The sequence below is a fragment of the Bradyrhizobium sp. Unk1 genome (assembly GCF_059512345.1).
The window spans coordinates 134,210-157,863 of sequence record NZ_JCAMOP010000010.1 but is presented as its reverse complement, the minus strand read 5'-3'; the positions used below and the strand labels follow the sequence as shown (position 1 = coordinate 157,863).

At 65.5% G+C, this 23,654-nt stretch carries 20 protein-coding genes; 13 read left to right on the top strand and 7 right to left on the bottom strand.

Translation table 11 applies throughout. The features are described from left to right. Positions 1–2 precede the first annotated feature (2 nt). Entirely contained in the window at positions 3–2,738 is a 2,736-nt protein-coding gene (mutS, locus tag AC5ZFO_RS15135) for a DNA mismatch repair protein MutS (protein ID WP_282522539.1), read from the bottom strand. Positions 2,739–2,954: 216 nt separating this feature from the next. Between mutS and pcaF the strand changes: the two genes are divergently transcribed. From pcaF to AC5ZFO_RS15105, 6 genes are all read left to right on the top strand, one after another. Further along, positions 2,955–4,163, top strand: a complete 1,209-nt coding sequence (pcaF, locus tag AC5ZFO_RS15130) for a 3-oxoadipyl-CoA thiolase (protein ID WP_027542154.1) — start codon at positions 2,955–2,957, stop codon at positions 4,161–4,163. Between the two features lie 216 nt (positions 4,164–4,379). Beyond that, positions 4,380–5,273, top strand: coding sequence for a dioxygenase family protein (locus AC5ZFO_RS15125; RefSeq protein WP_282522538.1), 894 nt, complete (start codon positions 4,380–4,382; stop codon positions 5,271–5,273). Positions 5,274–5,392: 119 nt separating this feature from the next. Next, positions 5,393–6,094: a protocatechuate 3,4-dioxygenase subunit beta gene (pcaH, locus tag AC5ZFO_RS15120; protein ID WP_282522537.1), complete on the top strand. Its 702-nt coding sequence runs from the start codon at positions 5,393–5,395 to the stop codon at positions 6,092–6,094. 1 nt (position 6,095) lies between these two features. After that, positions 6,096–6,698: a protocatechuate 3,4-dioxygenase subunit alpha gene (pcaG, locus tag AC5ZFO_RS15115; RefSeq protein ID WP_282522536.1), complete on the top strand. Its 603-nt coding sequence runs from the start codon at positions 6,096–6,098 to the stop codon at positions 6,696–6,698. A 264-nt stretch (positions 6,699–6,962) separates the two neighbouring features. Continuing rightward, positions 6,963–8,654, top strand: coding sequence for a methyl-accepting chemotaxis protein (locus tag AC5ZFO_RS15110; protein ID WP_282522535.1), 1,692 nt, complete (start codon positions 6,963–6,965; stop codon positions 8,652–8,654). Positions 8,655–8,702: 48 nt separating this feature from the next. After that, positions 8,703–9,794, top strand: a complete 1,092-nt coding sequence (locus AC5ZFO_RS15105) for a phosphotransferase (protein WP_282522534.1) — start codon at positions 8,703–8,705, stop codon at positions 9,792–9,794. A 132-nt stretch (positions 9,795–9,926) separates the two neighbouring features. On the opposite strand, the gene AC5ZFO_RS15100 is transcribed toward AC5ZFO_RS15105, so the two are convergent. Genes AC5ZFO_RS15100 through AC5ZFO_RS15090 form a run of 3 tightly spaced genes read right to left on the bottom strand, consistent with a single transcriptional unit; the run spans position 9,927 to position 13,138 of the window. After that, a complete protein-coding gene (locus tag AC5ZFO_RS15100) occupies positions 9,927–11,483 on the bottom strand; it encodes an MDR family MFS transporter (protein ID WP_282522533.1) in 1,557 nt (518 codons plus the stop codon). A gap of 16 nt (positions 11,484–11,499) precedes the next feature. Continuing rightward, positions 11,500–12,663, bottom strand: coding sequence for an HlyD family secretion protein (locus AC5ZFO_RS15095; protein WP_282522532.1), 1,164 nt, complete (start codon positions 12,661–12,663; stop codon positions 11,500–11,502). Next, positions 12,656–13,138, bottom strand: coding sequence for a MarR family winged helix-turn-helix transcriptional regulator (locus tag AC5ZFO_RS15090; protein WP_282522531.1), 483 nt, complete (start codon positions 13,136–13,138; stop codon positions 12,656–12,658). Before AC5ZFO_RS15090 ends, AC5ZFO_RS15095 begins: the two co-directional genes overlap by 8 nt. A gap of 155 nt (positions 13,139–13,293) precedes the next feature. On the opposite strand from AC5ZFO_RS15090, the gene AC5ZFO_RS15085 reads away from it, so the two are divergent. From AC5ZFO_RS15085 to AC5ZFO_RS15065, 5 genes are all read left to right on the top strand, one after another. Beyond that, positions 13,294–13,788, top strand: coding sequence for a Fur family transcriptional regulator (locus AC5ZFO_RS15085; RefSeq protein ID WP_282522530.1), 495 nt, complete (start codon positions 13,294–13,296; stop codon positions 13,786–13,788). 34 nt (positions 13,789–13,822) lie between these two features. Continuing rightward, positions 13,823–14,776 (top strand): DMT family transporter, encoded by a 954-nt coding sequence (locus AC5ZFO_RS15080; RefSeq protein WP_282522529.1) that lies wholly within the window; start codon positions 13,823–13,825, stop codon positions 14,774–14,776. Between the two features lie 12 nt (positions 14,777–14,788). Further along, positions 14,789–16,072 carry a flavodoxin-dependent (E)-4-hydroxy-3-methylbut-2-enyl-diphosphate synthase gene (gene ispG, locus AC5ZFO_RS15075; RefSeq protein WP_282522528.1) on the top strand — a complete coding sequence of 428 codons (1,284 nt, stop codon included), beginning with the start codon at positions 14,789–14,791 and terminating at the stop codon, positions 16,070–16,072. 188 nt (positions 16,073–16,260) lie between these two features. Beyond that, positions 16,261–17,157 (top strand): TauD/TfdA dioxygenase family protein, encoded by an 897-nt coding sequence (locus tag AC5ZFO_RS15070; protein WP_496122206.1) that lies wholly within the window; start codon positions 16,261–16,263, stop codon positions 17,155–17,157. Between the two features lie 17 nt (positions 17,158–17,174). Next, a complete protein-coding gene (locus AC5ZFO_RS15065; RefSeq protein ID WP_282522641.1) occupies positions 17,175–17,966 on the top strand; it encodes an N-acetylmuramoyl-L-alanine amidase in 792 nt (263 codons plus the stop codon). A gap of 96 nt (positions 17,967–18,062) precedes the next feature. Here AC5ZFO_RS15065 and AC5ZFO_RS15060 read toward each other — a convergent pair whose 3' ends face one another. From AC5ZFO_RS15060 to AC5ZFO_RS15050, 3 genes are all read right to left on the bottom strand, one after another. Beyond that, positions 18,063–19,673 (bottom strand): Na+/H+ antiporter, encoded by a 1,611-nt coding sequence (locus AC5ZFO_RS15060; protein ID WP_282522526.1) that lies wholly within the window; start codon positions 19,671–19,673, stop codon positions 18,063–18,065. 46 nt (positions 19,674–19,719) lie between these two features. After that, positions 19,720–20,589 carry a class A beta-lactamase gene (gene bla, locus AC5ZFO_RS15055; RefSeq protein ID WP_282522525.1) on the bottom strand — a complete coding sequence of 290 codons (870 nt, stop codon included), beginning with the start codon at positions 20,587–20,589 and terminating at the stop codon, positions 19,720–19,722. A gap of 145 nt (positions 20,590–20,734) precedes the next feature. Then, positions 20,735–21,109, bottom strand: a complete 375-nt coding sequence (locus tag AC5ZFO_RS15050) for a nuclear transport factor 2 family protein (RefSeq protein WP_282522524.1) — start codon at positions 21,107–21,109, stop codon at positions 20,735–20,737. Between the two features lie 94 nt (positions 21,110–21,203). Here AC5ZFO_RS15050 and AC5ZFO_RS15045 point away from each other — a divergent pair, with 94 nt between their 5' ends. Then, entirely contained in the window at positions 21,204–21,632 is a 429-nt protein-coding gene (locus tag AC5ZFO_RS15045; RefSeq protein ID WP_282522523.1) for a GFA family protein, read from the top strand. A 172-nt stretch (positions 21,633–21,804) separates the two neighbouring features. Next, complete coding sequence (locus AC5ZFO_RS15040; protein ID WP_282522522.1) at positions 21,805–23,634, top strand: caspase family protein; 1,830 nt, start codon at positions 21,805–21,807, stop codon at positions 23,632–23,634. Positions 23,635–23,654: the final 20 nt, after the last annotated feature.

Sequence of the window (23,654 nt, the reverse complement as noted above, 5' to 3'; positions counted from 1 at the left end):
AACTACTTCGGCAGCTTGGCCTTCAGCGCATAGAGCGCGTCCAGCGCCTCGCGCGGGGACATCTCGTCGGGGTGCAGGCCCTTCACCGCTTCCATCAGGAGCTCGGCTTCGCTTGGCGGCGCGGCTTCCGCGGCGGCGCGCGAGGGCACGGCGAACAGCGGCAGATCGTCGGCCAGCGCCCGGGCGGTCTGGCCGCGATCCTGGGCCTCGAGTTTTGCCAGCACCGATTTGGCGCGCGTGATCACCGCCGGCGGCAGGCCGGCGAGCTTGGCGACCTGGATGCCGTAGGAGCGGTCGGCCGAGCCCGGCAGCACCTCGTGCAGGAACACGACATTGCCCTGCCATTCCTTCACCCGCACCGTCGCGTTGAACATCCGCGGGAGCTTTGCCGAGAGCGCGGTCAGCTCGTGATAATGCGTGGCGAACAGCGTGCGGCAGCGGTTGCTCTCGTGCAGATGCTCGATCGCGGCCCAGGCGATGGAGAGGCCGTCGAACGTTGCGGTGCCGCGGCCGATCTCGTCGAGGATCACGAGCGCACGCTCGCCGGCCTGGTTCAGGATTGCTGCGGTCTCGACCATCTCCACCATGAAGGTGGAACGGCCGCGCGCGAGATCGTCGGCGGCGCCGACGCGCGAGAACAGGCGGTCGATGATGCCGATCCGCGCGCGCGTCGCCGGCACGAAGCTGCCGATCTGCGCCAGGAGCGCGATCAGCGCGTTCTGGCGCAGGAAGGTCGATTTACCGGCCATGTTGGGACCGGTGAGCAGCCAGAGCTGGCCGGACTTTTGCGCGGGTGTTGGCGAGAGATCGCAGGCATTGGCAATGAATGGCTCGCCATTGCGCTTCAAGGCCTGCTCGACCACGGGATGGCGGCCGGCCTCGATCGCAAAGCCGAGGGAGTCATCCACGTCAGGCCGCACGTAATTGTCGTCGATCGCGAGCTTGGCCAGCGAGGTCGCAACGTCGAGCAGCGCGAAGGCATGGGCGGCGGCGCGCAGATCGTCGCTGATATCAAGCGCCTTCGCGGACAGCCGCTCGAAGATCTCGAGCTCGAGTCCGAGCGCGCGGTCGCCGGCATTGGCGATCTTGGCTTCGATCTCGCCGAGCTCCGAGGTCGTGAAGCGCACCTGTCCGGCCAGCGTCTGGCGATGGATGAAGGTCGCATTCAGCGGCGCCGACATCAGCTTGTCGCCGTGCTGCGCGGTGACCTCGACGAAATAGCCGAGCACGTTGTTGTGCCGGATCTTGAGGCCCTTGACGCCGGTATGATCGGCGTAGCGCGCCTGCATCGAGGCCACCACGAGGCGCGAGGCGTCACGCAGGCTTCGGGTTTCGTCGAGCGCGGGCTCGTAGCCCTGGCGCACGAAGCCGCCGTCGCGCTTGATCAGCGGCAGCTGCTCGTCCAGCGCGCTGGCAAATTCGGATGCGAGCTCGCGCGACGGACGCTGCAAGGCCGCCATCACCACCGCGATCTCCTGCGGCGGCTGGTCGAGCTCGGAAAGCCGCGCCAGCACCTGGTCGGCGGCGATGATGCCGTCGCGCAGGCCGGCAAGGTCGCGCGGTCCGCCGCGGCCGACTGAAAGACGGGCCAGCGCCCGCGACATGTCGGGCGCGCCGCGCAGGATGCTGCGGATGTCTTCACGCGCAGCGGAGTCCGCAACGAAGGCGCTGACGGCATCGAGCCGCCGCGCGATTGCGGGCGCGTCCGTCAGCGGCGCCGCGAGCCGCTGCGCCAGCAGGCGCGAGCCGGCCGAGGTCACCGTGCAGTCGATGGCGTCGAGCAGCGAGCCGCGGCGTTCGCCGGCGAGCGTTCGCGTCAGTTCGAGATTGGCGCGGGTGGCCGGATCGATCGCCATGGTCGCGCCCGAGGCCTCGCGCGCGGGTGGCGACAGCGGCGGATGCTTGCCGACTTGGGTGCGGTCGACATAGGTGACGGCTGCTGCTGCTGCCGTAGCCTCCAGCCGCGTCAGTTGCGCCAGCCCGTCCATGGTCGCGACGGCGAAATAATCGCACAGGCGTTTTTCCGCGGTGGCGCCGTCGAAGACGTCGCGGGTCAGCGGTGTCACCGCCGGCAGCTCGCGCAAGGTCTGTCCGAGCTCGCTGTCATTGTAGAGCGCGTCGGTGACGATCGCCTCGTTCGGATTGATGCGCGCCAGCGTCGCGACGAGTTCGCCGCTAGAGCATTCCATCACCGTGAATTCGGCGGTCGAGATGTCGATCCAGGCGAGCCCAAAGCGGTCGCCGCCACCGGAGGCGCGGGCGCGCGCGATCGCCAGCAGATAATTATTGGCGCGCGCATCGAGCAGCGTGTCCTCGGTCAGCGTCCCCGGCGTGACCAGCCGCACCACGCCACGGCGCACCACGCTCTTGTTGCCGCGCGCTTTCGCCGCGGCGGGATCCTCGGTCTGCTCGCACACCGCGACCCGGTGGCCGGCGCTGATCAGGCGATGCAGATAATCCTCGGAACGTTCGACCGGCACGCCGCACATCGGGATGTCGGCGCCCTGATGCTTGCCGCGCTTGGTCAAGACGATGCCGAGCGTTTTCGACGCGATCTCGGCGTCCTCGAAGAACAGCTCGTAAAAGTCGCCCATCCGGTAGAACAGCAGCAGGCCCTGATGAGCCGCCTTGATTTCAAGGTACTGTTCCATCATCGGCGTGACGCGCGCGATGGCTTCCGCCGGCAGCGTGGGCGCTTCGTCAGGGGGCGGCACAGGTATCGGCTGTTGCATTGTCATGGGCGGCGCAACCTACAAAATTTCGCCTCCTGCTCCTACCGGTTTGGCCGGCGAGGGGAGGTTTTCCACGTTGTCCGCACCGCGGCATGCATTGGCAGCGTGCGCACCCCTCGGAACACGCAAGAAACCGTCAATTGACCTGCCGCGGGCGCCCTCCTAAAACTCCGCGGACATTGAAGAATTTGGGCCGGACCGCGGCATTCAGGGAGAACAACGATGCGTGACGTCTTTATCTGCGATGCCGTGCGGACCCCGATCGGCCGTTTCGGCGGCTCGCTCGCCAAGGTACGCGCCGACGACCTCGCGGCGGCCCCGATCAAGGCGCTGATGGCCAAGCATCCCAATCTCGACTGGGCACAGGTCGATGAAGTCTTCTTCGGCTGCGCCAACCAGGCCGGCGAGGACAACCGCAACGTCGCGCGCATGGCACTGCTGCTTGCGGGCCTGCCGGATTCGGTTCCCGGCCAGACCCTGAACCGGCTCTGTGCCTCCGGCCTGGACGCGGTCGGTGCGGCCGGCCGCGCCATCCGTTCCGGCGAGATCGAGCTTGCGATCGCGGGCGGCGTTGAATCCATGACCCGCGCGCCCTTCGTGATGGGCAAGGCGCAGGAAGCCTTCTCGCGCTCCGCCGAGATTTTTGACACCACCATCGGCTGGCGTTTCATCAATCCGCTGTTGAAGGCGCAGTATGGCGTCGACGCCATGCCGGAGACCGGCGAGAACGTCGCCGAGGAATTCCAGGTCTCGCGCGCTGACCAGGACGCCTTCGCCATCCGTTCGCAGCAGCGCGCGGGCGCGGCGATCGCGGCGGGTTATTTCGCCGAGGAGATCACGCCGATCACCATCCCCGGCGGCAAGGCCGGCCCGATTACGGTCGACAAGGACGAGCATCCGCGCCCGGAAACCACGCTGGAAGGCCTGGCAAAACTGAAGCCGATCGTGCGCAATCCCGGCACTGTGACCGCCGGCAACGCCTCCGGCGTCAATGACGGCGCCGCCGCGATGATCCTGGCCTCTGAAGCCGCCGTGAAGAAGCATGGCCTCACCCCGCGCGCCCGCATCCTCGGCCTCGCCTCGGCTGGCGTGCCGCCGCGCATCATGGGCATCGGCCCGGTGCCGGCGACCCGCAAGCTGATGGAGCGTCTCGGCAAGAAGATCAGCGATTTTGACCTGATCGAGCTCAACGAGGCCTTCGCCTCGCAAGGCATCGCCTGCATGCGCCAGCTCGGCGTTGCCGACGATGCCGATTTCGTCAATCCGCATGGCGGCGCCATCGCGCTCGGCCATCCCCTCGGCATGAGCGGCGCGCGCCTCGCGCTCACCGCCGTCCACGGCATGGAAAAGCGCGGCGGCAAGCTCGCGCTAGCCACCATGTGCGTCGGCGTCGGCCAGGGTGTTGCGGTCGCGATCGAGAAGTTGAACTGAACTCTCTCCTCTCCCTCTCCCCGCTTGCGGGGAGAGGGTTGGGGTGAGGGGGAGTCTCCGCAAGGACGGTGTCAGTCGGATTCGCGGAGAGTCCCCCTCACCCGGAATTTGCTGTCGCAAATTCCGGCCTCTCTCCCCATAGGCGGGGAGAGGCGAAGAGTCCGGGCCGCTCCTGCCACTTGCGCCCGGAACGACCGGATGGTTGGAGATTGCCCCATGATCATCGAGCGCGAGCAGGACGTCACGGCCGCGGCACTGGCGGTGATGGAGCGGACGTCCGATCCGCGGCTGCGCCAGATCATGGTCTCCCTGGTCAAGCATCTGCACGCCTTCGTCCGCGATGTCCGCCTGACTGAGAAGGAGTTCCGGGACGCGACCGCTGTCATCGCCGAGCTCGGCAAGCTCACGACCGATACGCACAACGAAGTCGTGCTGATGGCGGGCTCGCTCGGCGTCTCGCCGCTGGTGTGCCTGCTCAACAACGGCGATCAGGGTAATACCGAAACCGATCAGTCGCTGCTCGGCCCGTTCTGGCGGTTGAACTCGCCGCGGGTCGAGAATGGCGGCTCGATCGTGCGCTCGGAGACGCCGGGCGCGCCGCTGTTCGTCAGCGGCCGCGTCGTCGACAAAGACGGCCGTCCCGTCGCCGGTGCGGAGGTCGATGTCTGGCACGCCTCGCCGGTCGGTCTCTACGAGAACCAGGACCCTGATCAGGCCGACATGAACCTGCGCGGCAAGTTCACGACCGACCAGGATGGGCGCTTCGCCTTCCGCTCGGTGATGATGGTCGGCTATCCCATCCCGACCAATGGCGTGGTCGGCCGCCTGCTCGAGGCGCAGAGCCGGCATCCCTATCGGCCCGCGCATCTGCACGCGCTGGTCTTCAAGCCCGGATTCAAGGTGCTGATCTCGCAGGTCTACGACCCCGCCGACCCGCATATCGACAGCGACGTGCAGTTCGGGGTGACGCAGGCGCTGATCGGCAAGTTCCAACGCCATGACACGCCGCATCCGACCGCGCTCGACGTCGCGACGCCCTGGTATTCGCTCGACCACACCTACCGGCTGGAGGCCGGTGAGGCCGTGCTGCCGCGTCCGCCGATCAAATAGGGCGGTCCTGCCGGGCGCAGGACGCCTGCCAAACCCGCTTCCCTAGATTAGTTATGTTCTATAATGATCGGGGGAAGCGTTGACCGGCCGGAGCAAAATGGCCGGGGAGGAGTTCGCCAATGACATTCATCTACCCCGTCGACAGCAACAAGGCGCATCCGCTGCCGCTGTCGCCCGAATACAAGAGCTCGATCAAGCGCGCGCCGAACAAGCCCTTGATCCCGATGCGCCACACGCTGTCGGAATTGACCGGCCCGGTCTACGGCCACGAGACCGTGCGCGAGGGCGATGCCGATCTCACCACCCAGCATACCGGCGAGCCGATCGGCGAGCGCATCATCGTGCATGGCCATGTCCGCGACGAGGACGGCCGCGGCGTGCCGAACTCGCTGGTCGAGATCTGGCAGGCCAATTCCTGCGGCCGCTACGTTCACGTCCGCGACCAGCATCCGGCGCCGCTCGATCCGAATTTCACCGGCGCGGGCCGCACCGTGAGCGATGCCGACGGCTACTACCGTTTCGTCACCATCAAGCCCGGCGCCTATCCCTGGGGCAATCACCACAACGCCTGGCGTCCCGCGCATATCCATCTGTCGGTGTTCGGGCATTCCTTCGTCACGCGCCTCGTGACGCAGATGTATTTCCCTGCCGACCCGCTGTTCCCGTTCGACCCGATCTTCAATTCGGTGCCGGACGAAAAGGCGCGGGCGCGGATGGTGTCGTCATTCGACCTCGAGAACACCCAGCCCGAATGGGCGCTGTGCTACCGCTTTGACATCGTGCTGCGCGGCAAGAACGCCACGCCCATGGAGAACCACTAAGGTGCAGGATTCTGTGAAGCCAGACGGGATCACCCCGTCGCAGACCGTCGGTCCGTTCTTCAAATACGGCCTGACGCCGACCGGCGAATACGCCTGGAACGACGCGTTCACCAACTCGACGCTGACGCCCGACGTCACCGGGGATCGCGTCCGCATCGAAGGCCGCGTGTTCGACGGCGACGGCGTCGTGGTGCCCGACGTCATGCTGGAGATCTGGCAGGCGGATGCGCAGGGCCGCTTCGCCGACCCCCAGGACAAGCGCGCGCTGCCCAATGCCAGCTTCCGCGGCTTTGCCCGCTGCGGCACCGACAAGGACGGCAATTATTCCTTCGACACCGTCAAGCCGGGCGCGGTGCCCGATCCCGACGGCAAGCCACAGGCGCCGCACATCGTGCTTGCGGTGTTCGGCCGCGGCATGCTGCGGCATCTCTACACCCGCATCTATTTCAGCGACGAGGCCGGTAACGCCGCCGATCCCGTGCTGGGACTGGTGCCGGCCGATCGACGCGCGACGCTGGTCGCGACGCGCGAGGCGGGGAAGGCGGTCTATCGGCTCGACCTGCGGCTTCAGGGCGACGACGAGACGGTCTTCTTCGACATGTGAGGCAGCAACGCGTGACGGCGATATCGGCGGCCGCCACGCGTTTCTCATCCAGCGCAACTGAGCTGGTTGCCGCGTTGAATCGGGGCTGGGAGGTTTCTCTCCGTGCCGTGAGCCAGTCTCGCTGACTCAAAACCGACTGTTTGACGTCCTGTTTCCGTAATTTTCCGGTGCCCGCGGGATACAATTTCCGCGCGAAGCAATCCCGTGTTTACCGCAGTTGTTTAGGGTCCGTTCGGATTTCGACCTGCGCCATTGGATTGCTCCATGAAAATTCGTCTCTCGCTTTCTTCTGCGGTCATTGCATTCGGGATCGTTCTCGCCATCGGCTTTACTGCCGTCGTCTCGACCAGCCTTTACGCCCTGCGCGAGCTCAAGGTCGGCGGTCCGCTTTATTCCGACATCAAGCTCGGCAACGACCTCATCGCGGACATCCTGCCGCCGCCCGAATATGTGATCGAAGCCTATCTCGAGGCCACGCTCGCCATGCGCGAGCCGGACCAACTGGCGGCCCATGGCGAACGCCTAGTCCAGCTCCGCAAGGATTACGACGAGCGCAAGGCATTCTGGACCACCTCGAGCCTCTCCACCGATCTGAAGACGGCGCTGGTGTCGAAATCCGACGCCGAGGTGCAGAAGTTCTGGAGGCTTCTGTCCGACCAGCTCCTGCCGGCCCTCAAAGCCAAGGACGTGGCCGGCGCCGAACGCGCCTATGCACAGCTCAAGGGCGCCTATACCGCACACCGCGCCGTCATCGACAGCATCGTCGAGAGCGCCAACAAGCAGAATGCCGACATGGAGAAGCTGGCCGCCGAACGCGACAGCTCGATCCTCTATATTCTCCTCGGCGTCTCCGCGGCCGTCCTGGCCCTCATTGCCGCGGGCCTGCTCAGCGTCGCGCTTGGCGTGGTGCGCCCGATCGTGCGCATGACGGACACGATGCAGAAGCTCGCGACCGGCGATCTCGCTGCCGTGATCCCCTTCGCGCATCGCCAGGACGAGGTCGGCTCGATGGCGGGGGCGCTTCAGGTGTTCAAGCAAGGGGCGATCGAGAATTCGCGCCTGCGCGAGGAGCAGTTGCGGAAGGAACAGGAGGCCGCGACGGCCAAGCGCGGTGCCCTGCACCAGATGGCCGAGACCGTCGAGCGCGAGACCGGCCGCTCGGTCGATTCTGCGAGCGTGGCGAGCCAGGGCGTCGAACGGGCCGCCTCCAGCCTGTCCGAGATCGCCCGGTCGCTGTCCGCGGAGTCGCAGGCGGTGGCCTCGGCGTCCACCCAGGCCCTGGGCAGTTCGCAGACCGTCTCGGCCGCGGCCGAAGAACTGAGCGCCTCGATCCGGGACATCGCAACGCAGGTGGCGCGGACCAGCACGGTCACGAAATCGGCGGTCGCGGGCCGCGAGCAGGCGCGTTCGACCATCCAGGCGCTGGCGGGCGCGGTGAAGAAGATTGCGGAGGTCTCCGACCTGATTGGCGGCATCGCCGGCCAGACCAACCTCCTGGCGCTCAATGCCACGATCGAGGCCGCGCGGGCCGGCGAGGCCGGCCGCGGCTTTGCGGTGGTTGCGGCCGAAGTGAAATCCCTGTCCGACCAGACCGCCAAATCCACCGAAGAGATCGGGCGCCTGATCGCCGAGGTTCAGGCCTCGACCCAGGCCGCGGTCGATGCCGTCGAGACGATGGGAGGCCACATCGTCGAGATCGACGGCGTGGCGACCTCGGTCGCGGCGGCGATGGAAGAGCAGGACTCCGCGACGCGGGAGATCGCGCGGTCGATTTCCGAATCGGCATCCGCTGCGAAGGAGGTCTCGGCCAAGATCGCCAATGTCAGCCGCGACGCCGCCTCGGTGGACGAGCGCGCCACGGAGGTGAGGCAGGCGATTGCGGGCATGGCGGCCAACCTGGAATCGCTGCGGTCGGTCGTGGTGAGGACCGTGCGCGACTCGACCGCTGCGGCTTGAGTCGGGCGCGAGGTCTGCGGCTGGTGCCCGGGGTCGTGATCGTGCAGTATGGCGCGGGACGGGGGCATCGTGGCTTTCATGACCAATCCGCAACTGACGGGGATCACTGAGCCTGCTCAGCTTACAGCTGCGTTACGCAAGGCTGGCGCGCTGGATCGTGGCGCTGTCCGCGAAGTGAAGGTGCTGCATGAGCGTGACACGATTCTGTCGCACATCGTGCGACTCGGCTTGCGCTATGTCGGGGAGTCTGCGGGTGCGCCGCAATCCCTGATCCTGAAGACCGCGCATTCCGCCTTCGCGAAGACGCTTGCAAATGGCGGCCGGCACGAAGTGACCTTCTACACGAAGCTTGCGCCGCAGATGCCGCCGGGGCTCGTGCCGCGCTGTTTCGACGGTCATTTCGACGAAGAGAGCCAGACCTGGCATCTGCTGCTCGAGGACCTCACCGACAGCCATGAGATCGCGACGCAATGGCCGCTGCCGCCCTCGCGCGCGCCGGCGATGGCGATCGCCACCACGCTGGCCCGCATGCATGCAGCGTGGTGGGACCATCCCGGTCTCGGCGAGACTGCCGGCACCTGGGCGAGCACTGAGGACAGCGCAAGCCACATGGAGACTTTCGCCGGCCATTACGATCGCTTCGCCGACCTGCTCGGCGACCGCCTCAGCGAAGAGCGCCGCATCCTCTACCGCCGCCTCATCGATCAGTCGGTCCGGCTATCCCAGCGTTACCACTCTCGCCGCCACGCTACGATCACTCACGGCGACGCGCATACCTGGAATTTTCTGCTGCCGCGCGCCAGCGTCGCGGATAGCGTGCGCATCTTCGATTTCGACCTCTGGGGCATCAACGTGCCGACCACCGACCTCGCCTACATGATGGCGATGCAATGGTATCCAGATCGCAGGCAGGCGCTCGAGCGGGCGCTGCTCAATCGTTACCACGAGACGCTGATAGCCAACGGCGTCAGCGGTTACACGCGCGGGGCGCTCGATCAGGATTATCGTCTGTCGGTGCTCTGGCACATCACCAAGCCGGTTTGGCAGTGGAGCGTCAACATCCCGCCGGTGATCTGGTGGAACAATCTGGAACGGGTGATGATGGCGGTCGAGGATTTGGGCTGCGAGGAGTTGTTGTAGAAGCTCGTGCCGCCCGCTCGCTGTCGTCGCCCGGCTTGACCGGGCGACCCAGTATTCCAGAGACGTTTGTGGGATTCGGAGACGCTGCGGCGTACTGGATGCCCCGGTCAAGCCGGGGCATGACACCTGTGCCTACTCCATCACCGCATGTTCCGGCCCGGCCGCCTGCTTGCGCAGCGTGGCCTTGGTCGAGCCGATCAACAAGGCGAGCGGGATGGTGCAGAGGATGAAGATCATCACCAGCATATAGTCGTGCGCGAACGCGATGATCTGCGCCTGTACGCTGACCATCCTGTCGGCCATGGCGCGGCCAGTGTTGGTGGAAAGATCGATCATGCCGCTGACGCTGGGCATCTGGAGCGCGTGGTTGAACGGGTTGATGTATTCGGACAGGATCGCGTAGGTCCGCCGCGTTCCCTGCGTCAGCTCGGCGATGACGACGGAGATGCCGACCGAGCTCGCGACGTTGCGCATCAGGGTCAGCATCGCGGTGCCGTCGGTGCGCAGCTCGTTCGACAAGGTCAGGAACGCCACCGTCGAGAGCGGCACGAAGACGAGGCCGAAGCCGAAGCCCTGGATGACGCTGACGGTGACGATCTCCGGCACCTGGGTCAGGTCGGTCCACCCGGTCATCTGGAACAGCGAGCCCGCGGTCAGCGTCAGGCCGGTGATGATCAGCGTGCGCGCCTCGATATAGCGCATCATGCGGCCGACCAGCATCATGGCGAAGAAGGTGCCGAAGCCGCGGCTCGCCAGCAGCAGGCCGGCGGTAATGATGGGATAGCCGATTACGTTCTGCATGTAGGGCGAGGCCAGCGCCATGGTCGAGAACAGCACGAGCCCCATCACGACCATGAACATGCAGCCGGTGACGAAGTTACGGTCCTTGAACAGCGCGAAGCGGATGAACGGCGTCGAGGTCGTGAAGGAGTGCGCGAGGAAGAAGTAGAAGGCGACGGCCGAGACGATGAACTCCGCGATGATTTCATTGGATTCGAGCCAGCCCAGTTGCTCGCCCCTGTCCAGCGCCAGTTGAAGCGAGCCGATCGCGATCGCCAGCGCGGCGAAGCCGAACCAGTCGAATTTGAGGCTGATATCCTTTTTGGTCTCGTCCATGAAGACGATCAGGCCGAGCACGGTGATGGCGCCGAACGGCAAATTGACGAAGAACACCCAGTGCCAGGAATAGGTCTCGGTCAACCAGGCACCGAGCGAGGGTCCCATGATCGGGCCCATCATCACGCCCATGCCCCAGATCGACATCGCCTTGGCGCGTTCCTGGAGCGTGTAATAGTCGAGCATGACCGACTGCGACAACGGCACCAGGGCTGCGCCGAACACGCCTTGCAGCAGACGAAACAGCACCATCTGGTTGATGTCCTGCGCCAGCCCGCACAGCACGGACGCGAAGGTGAAGCCGGCCGCGCAGATGATGAAGATGCGCTTGCGGCCGAAGCGGTTGGCGATCCAGCCGACCGGCGCCGTCATGATCGCGGCGGCGACGATGTAGGAGGTCAAGACCCAGTTGATCTGGTCCTGCGAGGCCGACAGCGTGCCCTGCATGTAGGGCAAGGCGACGTTGGCGATGGTGGTGTCCAGCGCCTGCATGATGGTCGCGGTCATGGCGCAGATCGTCACCATGTTCCGGCGCAGGCCGGGGACCATCAGGCTGGCATTGGGGCCGGACATCGGATCAGTCCTTGTCTCAATCTTTGTCCTGGTTCGCCGTCGCCGACAATCCGAACAGGCCGGCGAGCGAGCGCTTGTGGCCGGTGTCGATGGTGGCATAGACGCTCATGCCGGCCTTCAGCTTCCGCACGTATTTGTCGGTCTCGTCGAAATAGATCCTGATCGGCACGCGCTGCACCACCTTGACGAAATTGCCGGTGGCGTTCTGCGGCGGCAGGATCGCGAATTGCGCGCCGGTGCCGGGCGAAAGCGAACCGATCTTGCCCTTGAAGACGTGGTTCGGGAACGCATCGACCTCGAGCGTGACAGGCTGTCCCTCGGTGACGTGGGTGAGGTCGCTCTCCTTCGGATTGGCGTCGACCCAGGGGTGGGCGACGTCGATGATGGAGAACACCGGCGTGCCGGCGGTGACGTAGCGCCCGAGCTGAATCTGCTCGACCTGCGTTGCAACGCCGCCCATCGATGCCCGCACCACGGCGTGGTCGAGATTGCGCTCGGCATTGTCGAGCTTGGACTTGGCCTGCGCGTAAGGCGGGAATTTCTCCAGCGGCAGGTCGGTGTCGCCGAGCAGCTGCGTCTTGGCCGTCGAGATCTGCTGCTTGACGTATTGCGCGATCGAACCTGACGTGACCAGCGCGTTCGCGGCGTTGTCGAGGTCGAGCTGCGAGCCGTAGCTGTTCTTCACCAGCGCCTGCTTGCGCTCGACGTCGCGCTGCTTCAGATCGACGCCCTGTTGCGCAAGGCTGAGCATGTCGCCGTAGATCTTGATGTTGGCGCGGAGATTGTCATAGGTCGACTGCGCCTGCATCAGCTGCGCCCTGGCCTCGTCCACCGCGAGGCGGAACGGCACGGGATCGATCTCGAACAGCTCGTCGCCTTGCTTGACGGTCTGGCCTTCCCTCACGACGACCTTCTGGATCTTGCCGGAGATGTCGGGCGTCACCAGGACCTTCTGCGCGCCGACATAGGCATCGTCAGTGCCGACATAGCGGCCGCCGTTGAGATAGAAGGTGAGGCCGCCGACGGCGACGACGAGCGGCAGCACGACCAGAAGCAGGAAGCGGCGATAGCGGCGCAGGCCCGCCACCAGGCGGCGGCGCGGATCGGTGCCGGCTTTCTTGGTGGGCTTGCCGCTGTCGCTCTTCTGCTCGGGCTGGAACTTGAGGACCTGATCAGCCATAGCGCTGCTCCTTACGCGCTTGTTCCGCGCCGGATGTCTGGATCGCGTTACGCACGTTTTCCTTCATGGTTTCGAGTTGGGTGAGGAGACGGTGGGCGTCCGCCGGGCTGATGCCGTCGAGTGCGTTCGCCGTGAGTTCCGATTTCAGGCCGCTCATCTTGCCAAGCAGCGCACGGCCGGCCTTCTTGAGATAGAGGCGCTTGACGCGGCGGTCCGAGGCGTCGCTGCGGCGCTCGATCCAGTCGCTATCGCAGAGCTTGTCGATCAAGCGCGTCAGCGTGATCGGCTGCATCTCCAGCAACTCGGCGAGTTCCGACTGCTTCATGCCTTCGCTGCGCTCGACCTTGGATAGCACCGCCCATTGGGCGCGGGTGATGCCGAAGCGCGAGGCCTCCTTGTCGGCATAGACCCGCAAGAGGCGGTAGAGTTCACCGAGCGTGAACAGGAAGTTCTGGTCGACGGACCCGCGGGTCATAACGTTGTCTCCAATGAGCTTGACTATAATAAGCAAGCTTATGATTATTTCGTGGCGGATTAACGGGACGCTGTCCCGCAGCAAGAGCATGGCTGACAGGCGCATTCCTGGTCGCGCTTTGGGTTCCACGGCCGAAATGCTAGAAGGCAGGCCACATGACCCTCGCAAAGCCGGCATTTCCGACGCCCGACCACGATCACGGCCGCTGCACCGCGGACGCGCTGGCGCATGCCGAGGCGGTTTGCGAGCAGCGCGCGCAGAAATTCACGCCGATCCGCCGCCAGGTGCTGGGGGCGCTGCTCTCCAGTCACCGCCCGCTCGGCGCCTATGAGATCATCGACGAGCTGGCCAAATCGATGCCGCGGCCGGCGCCGATCACGGTCTACCGTGCGCTCGATTTCCTGATGGCCAACGGCCTCGTGCACCGCATCGAAAGCCGCAACGCCTATCTCGCCTGCGCCGCCCACGACCACGACGCGACCTCGGCGGTGGCGTTCCTGATCTGCGAGCGCTGCGGCCTGGTCGGCGAGATCCCGTCGGCGTCCTTCGCCAAGGACCTCAATGCCGCCGCGCGCAGCTCAGGCTTCGCACCAAAACTGTCCGTGGTGGAGATCACGGGCGTCTGCGCCCATTGTCAGAAAGCTGCATAAAGCAACAACGGCGCAAGCCGGTATTCGGGAAGAAATGTCCGCACCACAAGCCATACCGTCCGCCGGTCGCCCCCTCAGTGCCGGCGCCATCGCCCTGATGCTGATGCTGTGCCTGACCTGGGGCTTCAATCAGATCGCGGTGAAGCTGGTGCTGCCGGAGGTGCCGCCGATGCTCCAGGCGATGATCCGCTCGATGGGGGCGCTGCCGGTGCTGTTCATCGTCGGCAGCTTGCGCGGCGTCAAATTCTTCGAGCGCGACGGCACCTGGAAGGCGGGCCTCGCCGCCGGGCTGATGTTCGGCGTCGAGTTCGTGCTGATTTTCCAGGGCCTGCGCCTGACCTCGGCCTCGCGCGCGGTGGTGTTCCTCTACACGGCGCCGTTCTTCGTCGCGCTCGGGTCCTACCAGGTTCTCGGCGAGCGGCTCGGCGGCACCCAATGGCTGGGCTTGGCTGTGAGCTTTGCCGGAGTTGCGCTCGCGATCGGCGTGCCGCAGCCCAATGTGGATTCGCACATCCTGCTCGGCGACCTCCTGATCGTGGCCGGCGCAGGGCTTTGGGCGGCGACCACGCTGGTCGCCAAGGGCACAAGGCTGCGCTTCGCGGCGCCGGAAAAGGCCCTCGGCTATCAGGTCGCGACCTCGATCCCGATCCTGGGCACCGCCGCCTGGCTGTTTGGGGAGACCATCACCCACACCCCGTCGCCGCTGTCGCTCGGCCTGATGGCCTTCCAGGCGATCTGGGTGGTTGGAACCACGTTCACGCTTTGGTTCGCGCTGGTGAAGACCTATTCGGCCAGCAAATTGTCGGCTTTTACCTTCATCACCCCTTTGTTTGGCGTGGTGGGTAGCTATTTCATCATGCACGACACCTTGAGCCTGACATTCGGGGCCGCTGCGATCCTTGTAATTGCTGGGCTTTTTCTGGTTAACCGTCCCAGCTCAACGGCTGCGGCGCCGCGCGATGCATTGCTCAACGTCACCAAAACCTGATATTTGGACCCCATGAACAAGCTCGAAAACCCTCTCGATTCCGACATCGCGGGCCCGGCGCCCCGGCACAAGACCACCCAGGTCAAGGTCGGCGACGTCGCCGTTGGCGGCGGCGCGCCGATCGTCGTGCAGTCGATGACCAACACCGACACCGCCGACATCGACGGCACCATCGCCCAGGTCGCAGCGCTCGCGCGCGCCGGCTCCGAAATGGTCCGCATCACCGTGGACCGCGAGGAGGCTGCCGCTGCCGTTCCGCACATCCGCGACGGCCTCGCCAAGCGCGGCATCACCACGCCCTTGATCGGCGACTTCCATTATATCGGCCACAAGCTGCTCGCGGCCTATCCGGCCTGCGCCGAAGCGCTCGCCAAATATCGCATCAATCCGGGCAATGTCGGCTTCAAGGATAAGCGCGACACCCAGTTCGCCGACATCATCGAGATCGCGAACAAGAACAGCAAGCCGGTCCGCATCGGCGCCAATTGGGGCTCGCTCGACCAGGAGCTGCTGACCAAGCTGATGGACGAGAACGCCGCGTCCGCCAATCCGCGCGACGTGCGCGCGGTGACGCGCGAGGCGATGGTGCAATCGGCGCTGCTCTCGGCCGCCCGCGCCGAAGAACTCGGCATGCCCAAGGATCGCATCATCCTGTCCGCAAAGGTCTCGGCGGTGCAGGATCTGATCGCGGTCTATCAGGATCTCGCCAGCCGTTCCGACTACGCGATTCATCTCGGCCTGACCGAAGCCGGCATGGGCTCGAAGGGCATCGTCGCGTCCTCGGCCGCGCTCGGCATCCTGCTGCAGCAGGGCATCGGCGACACCATCCGCATCTCGCTGACGCCCGAGCCCGGCGGCGACCGCACCCGCGAGGTGCAGGTCGGCCAGGAGCTGCTCCAGACCATGGGCTTCCGCACCTTCGTGCCGCTGGTGGCGGCATGCCCCGGCTGCGGCCGCACCACCTCGACCACGTTCCAGGAGCTGGCAAGTTCGATCCAGGGTTTCATCCGCGACGAGATGCCGAGCTGGAAGACGAAATATCCCGGCGTCGAAGAGCTCAACGTCGCCGTGATGGGCTGCATCGTCAACGGCCCCGGCGAATCCAAGCACGCCAATATCGGCATCTCGCTGCCCGGCACCGGCGAAGCGCCGGCCGCGCCAGTGTTCGTCGACGGCAAGAAGTTCCGGACGCTGCGTGGGCCCACGATCTCGGCCGACTTCAAGGCGCTGGTGATCGACTACATCGAGCAGCGCTACGGCCAGGGCGCCAAGGTCCCGGTGACCGCGGCGGAGTAAGCGTCTCCAAAAATCGAATCGGAAGGCGGGTTAGCAAGGCGTAACCCGCCTTAATTTTTTGCGAGGTCGTAGCCCGGATGGAGCGCAGCGAAATCCGGGGCCTCTCGCAGGCTGAGCAACCGTTCCCGGATTGCGCTTCGCTCCATCCGGGCTACGATGTCTCCAATCAAACGATCGGGAGACATGCCATGAGCTCACTCGCCGGCAAGCAGGGTCCGCGCTACCGCCACACGGCCGAAGACGGCGCGGCTTACGAGACCATCGCGGTCGAAAAGCTCACCCCCATCATTGGCGCGGAAATATCCGGCGTCGATATCGGCAGCCTCGTCGATGGCGATGCCCGCTCCAACCGGCAGATGGACGAGATCCACCGCGCGCTTGCCGAAAACCTCGTCATCTTCTTCCGCGATCAAGACATCACGCCCAAACAGCATCTCGCGTTCGGCCGCAAGTTCGGCGAGCTGCATTTCCATCCTGCCGCGCCGCACGAGGACGAGGATCCGGCGCTGATGAAGATCTACGCCGACAAGAACTCGCCGCGGGCGAACGGCGAGGGCTGGCATTCGGACGTGTCCTGCGATCTCGAGCCGCCGATGGGCTCGATCCTCTACATCAAGCAGTGCCCGCCGCGCGGCGGCGACACGCTGTTCGCCAACATGTACGCGGCCTATGAGGCGCTGTCGGATCGGATGAAGGCCTATCTCGACGGGCTGACCGCGCTGCATGACGGCGAGCCGATCTATCGCGGGCTTTATGCCAATTACGGCGTCGCCGATCGTCCGTCCTATCCGAGCGCCGAGCATCCCGTGGTGCGCACGCATCCGGTGACGGGCAGGAAGGCGCTCTACGTCAACCGCGGCTTCACCCGCCACATCAACGACATCCCGCGCGACGAGAGCGATGCGATGCTGGCCTATCTGTACCAGCACGCCGAGAACCCGCTGTTCCAGTGCCGCTTCCGCTGGACCGAGAACGCCATCGCGTTCTGGGACAACCGCTGCACTCAGCACCGCGCGATGTGGGACTACTGGCCGCACACGCGTTCGGGCACGCGCGTGACGGTGAAGGGGGAAAGGCCGGTGTGAGGAGGCCGTGGCGCGCTATCGCCGCTATTGCTCTTTCGCTGATCGCGTTTTGGTCATGGTCACCTGACCATAGCCAGGCGGCCGGGACGCGGAAGGCTGCAAAGGCCAAGCCCAGGGCGTTGGCACCAGAGAAATGCGAGCCGCGAAAATTCCGGATCGTCGTCGACGTCGGGCACACCCCGGACTCCTACGGCGCGTTGAGCGCGCGCAATGATCCGGAGTTCGGCTTCAACTTTCGGCTCGCAAGGCTGGTCACGGCAAAACTCAAATCCGAAGGCTTTACCGCAACCCGGTTGCTCGTCACGGACGGCAAGGCGCGGCCGAGCCTGTTCAAGCGCGTGGGTGCCGCGAATGACGGCCGGGCCGATCTCGTGCTGTCGATCCATCACGACTCAGTACCGGACAAGCTGCTCGAGACCTGGGAATTCGACGGCGCAAAGAGCTATTTCAGCGACCGCTTCTCGGGTCACTCGCTGTTCGTGTCCGAGCGCAATCCGCACTTCACCACCAGCCTGAAGCTGGCCCGGATGATCGGCAGACAGTTGAAGGAGCAGGGCCTGCACTATGCCAGCCAATACACCCTGCCGGTGATGGGCCGCTACCGGCGCCAGCTGCTCGACAAGGATGTCGGCGTCTACCGCTATGACGGGCTCATCGTGCTGTCGCGAACGAGAAGCGCGGCAGTGCTGCTCGAAGCCGGCTCGATCATCAACCGCGACGAGGAGATGGCGATGAACTCGTCGGAGCGGCAGGAGATGATTGCGGGCGCCGTCGCGGCGGCGGTGGGAGAATTTTGCGAGAGGCGATAGTTGGCGCTGCCGTCATTGCGAGCGAAGCGAAGCAATCCAGAGTCTTTCCACGGCAGCAGTCTGGATTGCTTCGCTTCGCTCGCAATGGCGAAGAAGCTACAACGGCACCCCCCGATACTCCCTGTTCGCCAGGCTTGCCTCTTCCAGGTCCAGGTCGCGCTCGATCCGGCGCCGTGTCTCGTCGGTGATCTGGCCGTCGCGCAGCAGGTCGTGGATGAACTTTCGCTCGGCGACGATCAGGTCGCGGGTCAGGGCGGTGCCGGCGGCGGAGACGTCGTGATGATTGGGGTCGAGTGAATCCGGAAGCTGGTTGACACGAATCTCGTGACGCGCGCGCAGGAGCCGCATCACCTCGTCCGATACATCCTTCTCTTCGGTCATTGCGTCGAGCGACTTCAGCGCCGCCTCGAGGGCCTGGCGGCGCGCCGCGATCTCGGCCTCGTGCTCGGCGACATGCTCGTTGCGGCCGGCCTCGGCGACACCCAGCCAGCGCACCACCGGCGGCAGCGTCAGGCCGACGCCGATCAGCGTCACGAAGATGACGCCGAAGGCGACGAACAGGATCAGGTCGCGATACGGGAAGGGGTTGCCATCAGGCAACGTGAACGGCAGCGCCAGCGCGGCCGCCAGCGACACTGCGCCGCGCACGCCGGTGAAGGCGAGCGTGAACGCCCATTGCCAGGGGGGCGACGGATCACGCTTGCGCAAGCTCTTGCTCAAGATCCGCGGCAGATAGATCGCAGGATAGAGCCAAGCGAAGCGTGCGATGACGATGACCGTCAAAACCACGGCGGTCGCGATCATGATATCGTCGAGTGGAAACGCCTTCGACTTCTCGTAGAGCGCGCGCATCTGGAAGCCGGTCAGCAGGAACAGCAGGCCCTCGATCATGTAGATGATGAGGTCCCAGAAGAAGATGCCTTGCAGGCGCGTCGACGCCGAGATCAGGAGCGGGCCGTTCCAGCTCACATAGAGGCCGCAGGCGACGGTCGCGATCACGCCGGAGCCGCCGACATGCTCGGGCAGCCAGTAGGACACGTAGGGCGTGAGCAGTGACAGTGTCAGCTCGACCTGCGGATCCCTGGACCATTTGCGGAAGCGCAGGGAGAGCCAGCCAATGCCGATGCCGAAGGCGATCTCGCTGGCGACGATGAGGAGAAACTCGCCGGCCGCCAGCGGCAGCGAGAAATGGCCGACCATGATGGCCGCAAGCGCGAAACGATAGAGGATCAGGGCGGTCGCGTCATTGGCGAGCCCTTCGCCTTCGAGGACGACCAGGATCCGGCGCGGCATGTTCAGCCGGCGCGCGATCGCGAGCGGCGCCACCACGTCGGGCGGCGCGACGATGGCCCCCAGCAGGAAGCCAATGGTCCAGGGCAGGCCGATCACATAATGCGTGGCCGCGGCCACCAGCGCCGCGGTGAAGATCACCGCGCCGACCGCGAGCAGCACGATCGGCCGCAGATTGTTCCTGAACTCGCGCCAGCTCATCGCGACGCTCGCCGAGTAGATCAGCGGCGGCAGCACCATCAGCAGCACCAGTTCCGGCGGCAGTTCCACCGGCGGCATGCCCGGCACGAAGGCGAGGCCGACGCCGGAGAGCATCAGGAGAATGGCGGGCGCGATGTTGAAGCGGCGGGCGACCAGCGCGGTACCGGCCAGCACCGTGAGCAGGATGAGAAAGGTCTGAAATTTCGCTGCGATCATGGCCTGTCTTGGCCCGGAAGCGGCCAAAAGGTCAATGCGTCGCGGCTCACGCCAGCCGTTCGGCCACCATGCGCCCGACGCGCGCGAACACGGCTTCGATCTGCGCGGCGTTGGGCGTGCCGCCCTGGGTATAGGCCGCGATCAGGATCGGCGCATCCGCCTTGTTGTCGAGCTTGGGCCAGACGACCGCGATATCGCCCGACGCATCCTTGCCGTTGTTGCCGGTCTTGTCGCCGATCTTCCAGCCCGCCGGCAGGCCGCCGCGCAGCCGGTTGGCGCCGGTCTTGCAGCCCACCATCCATTCGGTGAGCTGGGTCCGCGAGGCCGGCGATAGTGCTTCGCCCACCACCAGCCGCTTCAGATTGCCGGCCATCGCCGCCGGCGTCGTGGTGTCCCGGGGATCGCCGGGCGGTGAGCGGTTGAGCTCGGGCTCGTTGTGGTCGAGCCGCGAGGTGGTGTCGCCGAGCGATCGCCAGAAGGCCGTGAGCGCGGCGGGGCCGCCGATCCGCGCCAAGAGCAGGTTGGCGCAGGTGTTGTCGCTGAGCTCGACGATCGCCTTGCACATGTCCGTGACCGACATCGTGCCGGCGGCGAGATTTTGTTTGGCGACCGGTGCGTAGTCGAGCAGGTCGGCCTTGCCGTAGGGGATCATGGCCGCAAGCTGCTCCTCGCCGCGGTCGGCCCGCGCCAGCACGCAGGCGGCGAGCGAAGCCTTGAATGTCGAGCACATGACGAAGCGCTCGTCGGCGCGCCATGTGAGCTTCACGCCGGTCGCGAGGTTCTCGGCATAGACCCCGATCCGCCCGCCGCTCTCGCGCTCGTAGGATTCGAGCTCAGGCGGTGCGTCTGTGGCGAGCGCGGGGGAGGCGGCGATCCAGGCGAGCGAGGCGAGCAGAGTACGGCGGTCGAGAGGCATAGGGGACTTTCAGACATCGCCATTGCGAACGCAGCGAAGCAATCCAGAATCTTTCCGCTGAGACAGACTGGATTGCTTCGCTGCGCTCGCAATGACGGAGAATGCGGGGCGAGTGTGCCGGATTTCGGGCAGTGCGAGGGTGCCCTCACTCCCTCAGGTCATACCGGTACGACTTCGACACGATCTGCCAGCCGTCGGCAAGCTTCATCGCCACCAGATAATCCGTGAAAAAGCGCGGCGGCAGCTGGCACCTGACCTTGATGAAGGCGGTCTTGTCATCCGAGCGGTCGATGGTGACGATGAAATCCTCGCGCGGCTTGCCTTCGGCCTTGCCGGAGGGGCGCTTGCGGACGCGGTCGAGCCAGTCGGGCACGGTCAACACCTGAAGCTCGCCCTTCTCGACCCAGCGCAAATCGGCCGAGGGATGGAAGATCGCGCCGAGTTTTTCGGCATCGCCCTCGTAAAGTCCGTCGAAATAGGATTGCACGACGGCTTCGACGCTCGAACGGTTCTGGTTCATGGGTCACCCCTTTGAATGATGGCTCGGGGCAAACTTAGTCGTACACATCAAAATGCGCTATGGGTGTCTGCGCCAATTGCGCGAGGACGCTGGAATGACCGGATCAGAAAATTCGAACGCTCGTATCCTCACCGGTGAATGCTATTGCCGTGCCGTGCGCTACGAGGTCGCGGACGCGTTCTCTTACGCGCTGAACTGCCACTGTTCGAATTGCCGCCGCACCACCGGCTCCGCCTTCAAGCCGTTCGCCGGGATCGTGCAGGACAAGCTCCGCATCGTCCGTGGCGAGGACCAGCGCCTCATCTTCGGCGACGACACAACCCACGACGCGCACTGCGCCCATTGCGGCTCGCTGCTTTATTCCCGGGTGCGCGAGGGGAAATGGGTCCACGTCGCCATGGGAACCCTGGTTGACGCCCCCTCGATCCGGCCGAGCGCCCACATTTTCGTGGGCTCGAAGGCGCCCTGGCATGAGATCACCGACGAGCTGCCGCAATACCGGGGGCATATCGGGGGTGACTGAGCGCATACTTGGCCTGCGCCAGCGAACCGCTATCGCTCTGGCGAGACTAAAGAGTTCCATGGCAGTTTGCAGGCATTGTCTTCGTGATCTCCATCACACGTGCGATGGCGGATTCTGCTAAGGCAATCCCCAAAGGGCGACCGAGTTGCTCCCGATCTCTGGAAGTTCTGTCATGCGTAGCCTGCTCGGACTTTGTCCGCTTTTTCTGGCTCTCTTGTTCGGCGCTGTGCCCGCTCTCGCCGGAAAGCGCGTGGCGCTGGTCCTTGCCAATTCGTCGTATCAGTACGCGCCGTCGCTCGCGAACCCCGTCAATGACGGTGCAGTGATGGCGAAGACGCTGAAGGACGCCGGCTTCGACGTCGTGGAATCCCGGCATGATCTGTCCGCGTTGGAGACGCGGCGCCTGCTGCGCGATTTTGCCGATGCGACGCGCGATGCCGACATCGCCGTGGTCTACTATGCCGGCCACGGCATCGAGGTCGAAGGCTCGAACTATCTGATCCCTGTTGACGCCAAGCTCGAACGCGACACCGATGTCTACGACCAGGGGCTGTCGCTCGACCGCGTCCTGGTTGCGGTCGAGCCCGCAAAGCAGCTTCGCCTTGTGATCCTCGACGCCTGCCGCGATAATCCGTTCGGCAAGACCATGAAGCGCACGGTTGTCTCGCGCGGCATTGGCCGCGGCCTGGCCCAGGTCGAGCCGAACAGCCCCAACACGCTGATCGCCTATTCGGCCAAGGCCGGCTTCACGGCGCAGGACGGCGACGGCGCCAACAGCCCCTTTACCATGGCACTGTCGAAGCATCTGACGACGCCGGGCCTCGACGTCCGCCGCGCCTTCGGCTTCGTGCGTGACGACGTGCTCAAGTCGACCGGCAACAAGCAGGAGCCGTTCGTGTACGGCTCGCTCGGCGGCGAGGACGTGCCGCTGGTACCGGTCAAGGTGGTGGCGGCCGCTCCGGTGGCGCCTGTCGTGAATCCGCAGGCCGATATCCGCCGCGACTACGAGCTCGCCCTCCAGGTTGGCAACAAGCCGGCCTGGGAAGCATTCCTGGCCCAGCATCCTGACGGCTTCTATGCGAATCTCGCCAAGCTTCAGGTCGAAAAAATCGGGGCCGAGCAGGCCCATGCGGCGGCCACCGAGAAGGCGAAGCAGGCCGAGGCCGAACGCGATCGTCTTGCCGCCCTCGGCGCGCAGAACGATGCGCAGGTCAAGGCCGCTGCCGACGCGAAAGCCGCCGAGCAGGCGCAGCTCGCCGCGCAGAAGGCCAAGGAGCAGGCGCAGCAGCAGGCGGCCGCGGCCGAGCAGCAGCGCGTCAACCTCGCCGCCGCGGCGCCAGGTGCTGCACCCGCCAGCACGGCGGGCCCCGTTGGCACCAGCGTCGCTTCGCTGACGCCCGCGACCGCGCCGGCCGATCTCAGCCGCTCGGTGCAGACCGAGCTCGGCCGCGTCGGTTGCTTCTCAGGGCAAGCCGACGGCAACTGGAATACGACCTCGCAGCGGTCGCTGTCGCAGTTCAACCGCTATGCCGGCACCAAGCTCGACGTGAAAGTGGCGAGCACAGATGCGCTCGATACGGTCAAGTCAAAGCCGTCACGCGTCTGCCCGCTGGTCTGCGAGCACGGCTTCAAGGCCGACGGCGACAAGTGCACGAAGATCGTTTGCCGTGAGGGCTATGCGATCAACGACGACAATGAGTGCCAGAAGGAGCGCATCGCCAAGCCTGCGACGGCCAAGCCCGCATCCGGCAAGCGTACAACCGCCAAGCGCGACGACGGCGATGAGCGTCCCGCACGGCAGCGCCGTCAGGCTGGTGGCGCGGCGGGCGGCTATGGTGCCGCTGCGGGCATTGCGGCTGCCGCCGGCGCCGGCCGCGCCGCGGGTGGCGGGCAGATTTTCTGCAATGGCGGCAGCTGCCGCCCGGTCAACCGCGGCTGTCATCTCGAATATCGCGGCGGCGGCGGCCCCGGCAACGACGCCAATGCCGAGGTGTGCAACTAGGATCGCGCCATCGACGCCGT

Bases quoted from the DNA above. Each gene is read 5' to 3' on its own strand.
- mutS (WP_282522539.1), bottom strand. From the start codon at position 2,738: ATGACAATGCAACAGCCGATACCTGTGCCGCCCCCTGACGAAGCGCCC.
- pcaF (WP_027542154.1), top strand. From the start codon at position 2,955: ATGCGTGACGTCTTTATCTGCGATGCCGTGCGGACCCCGATCGGCCGT.
- AC5ZFO_RS15125 (WP_282522538.1), top strand. From the start codon at position 4,380: ATGATCATCGAGCGCGAGCAGGACGTCACGGCCGCGGCACTGGCGGTG.
- pcaH (WP_282522537.1), top strand. From the start codon at position 5,393: ATGACATTCATCTACCCCGTCGACAGCAACAAGGCGCATCCGCTGCCG.
- AC5ZFO_RS15110 (WP_282522535.1), top strand. From the start codon at position 6,963: ATGAAAATTCGTCTCTCGCTTTCTTCTGCGGTCATTGCATTCGGGATC.
- AC5ZFO_RS15105 (WP_282522534.1), top strand. From the start codon at position 8,703: ATGGCGCGGGACGGGGGCATCGTGGCTTTCATGACCAATCCGCAACTG.
- AC5ZFO_RS15100 (WP_282522533.1), bottom strand. From the start codon at position 11,483: ATGTCCGGCCCCAATGCCAGCCTGATGGTCCCCGGCCTGCGCCGGAAC.
- AC5ZFO_RS15095 (WP_282522532.1), bottom strand. From the start codon at position 12,663: ATGGCTGATCAGGTCCTCAAGTTCCAGCCCGAGCAGAAGAGCGACAGC.
- AC5ZFO_RS15090 (WP_282522531.1), bottom strand. From the start codon at position 13,138: ATGACCCGCGGGTCCGTCGACCAGAACTTCCTGTTCACGCTCGGTGAA.
- AC5ZFO_RS15085 (WP_282522530.1), top strand. From the start codon at position 13,294: ATGACCCTCGCAAAGCCGGCATTTCCGACGCCCGACCACGATCACGGC.
- AC5ZFO_RS15080 (WP_282522529.1), top strand. From the start codon at position 13,823: ATGTCCGCACCACAAGCCATACCGTCCGCCGGTCGCCCCCTCAGTGCC.
- ispG (WP_282522528.1), top strand. From the start codon at position 14,789: ATGAACAAGCTCGAAAACCCTCTCGATTCCGACATCGCGGGCCCGGCG.
- AC5ZFO_RS15070 (WP_496122206.1), top strand. From the start codon at position 16,261: ATGAGCTCACTCGCCGGCAAGCAGGGTCCGCGCTACCGCCACACGGCC.
- AC5ZFO_RS15060 (WP_282522526.1), bottom strand. From the start codon at position 19,673: ATGATCGCAGCGAAATTTCAGACCTTTCTCATCCTGCTCACGGTGCTG.
- bla (WP_282522525.1), bottom strand. From the start codon at position 20,589: ATGCCTCTCGACCGCCGTACTCTGCTCGCCTCGCTCGCCTGGATCGCC.
- AC5ZFO_RS15050 (WP_282522524.1), bottom strand. From the start codon at position 21,109: ATGAACCAGAACCGTTCGAGCGTCGAAGCCGTCGTGCAATCCTATTTC.
- AC5ZFO_RS15045 (WP_282522523.1), top strand. From the start codon at position 21,204: ATGACCGGATCAGAAAATTCGAACGCTCGTATCCTCACCGGTGAATGC.
- AC5ZFO_RS15040 (WP_282522522.1), top strand. From the start codon at position 21,805: ATGCGTAGCCTGCTCGGACTTTGTCCGCTTTTTCTGGCTCTCTTGTTC.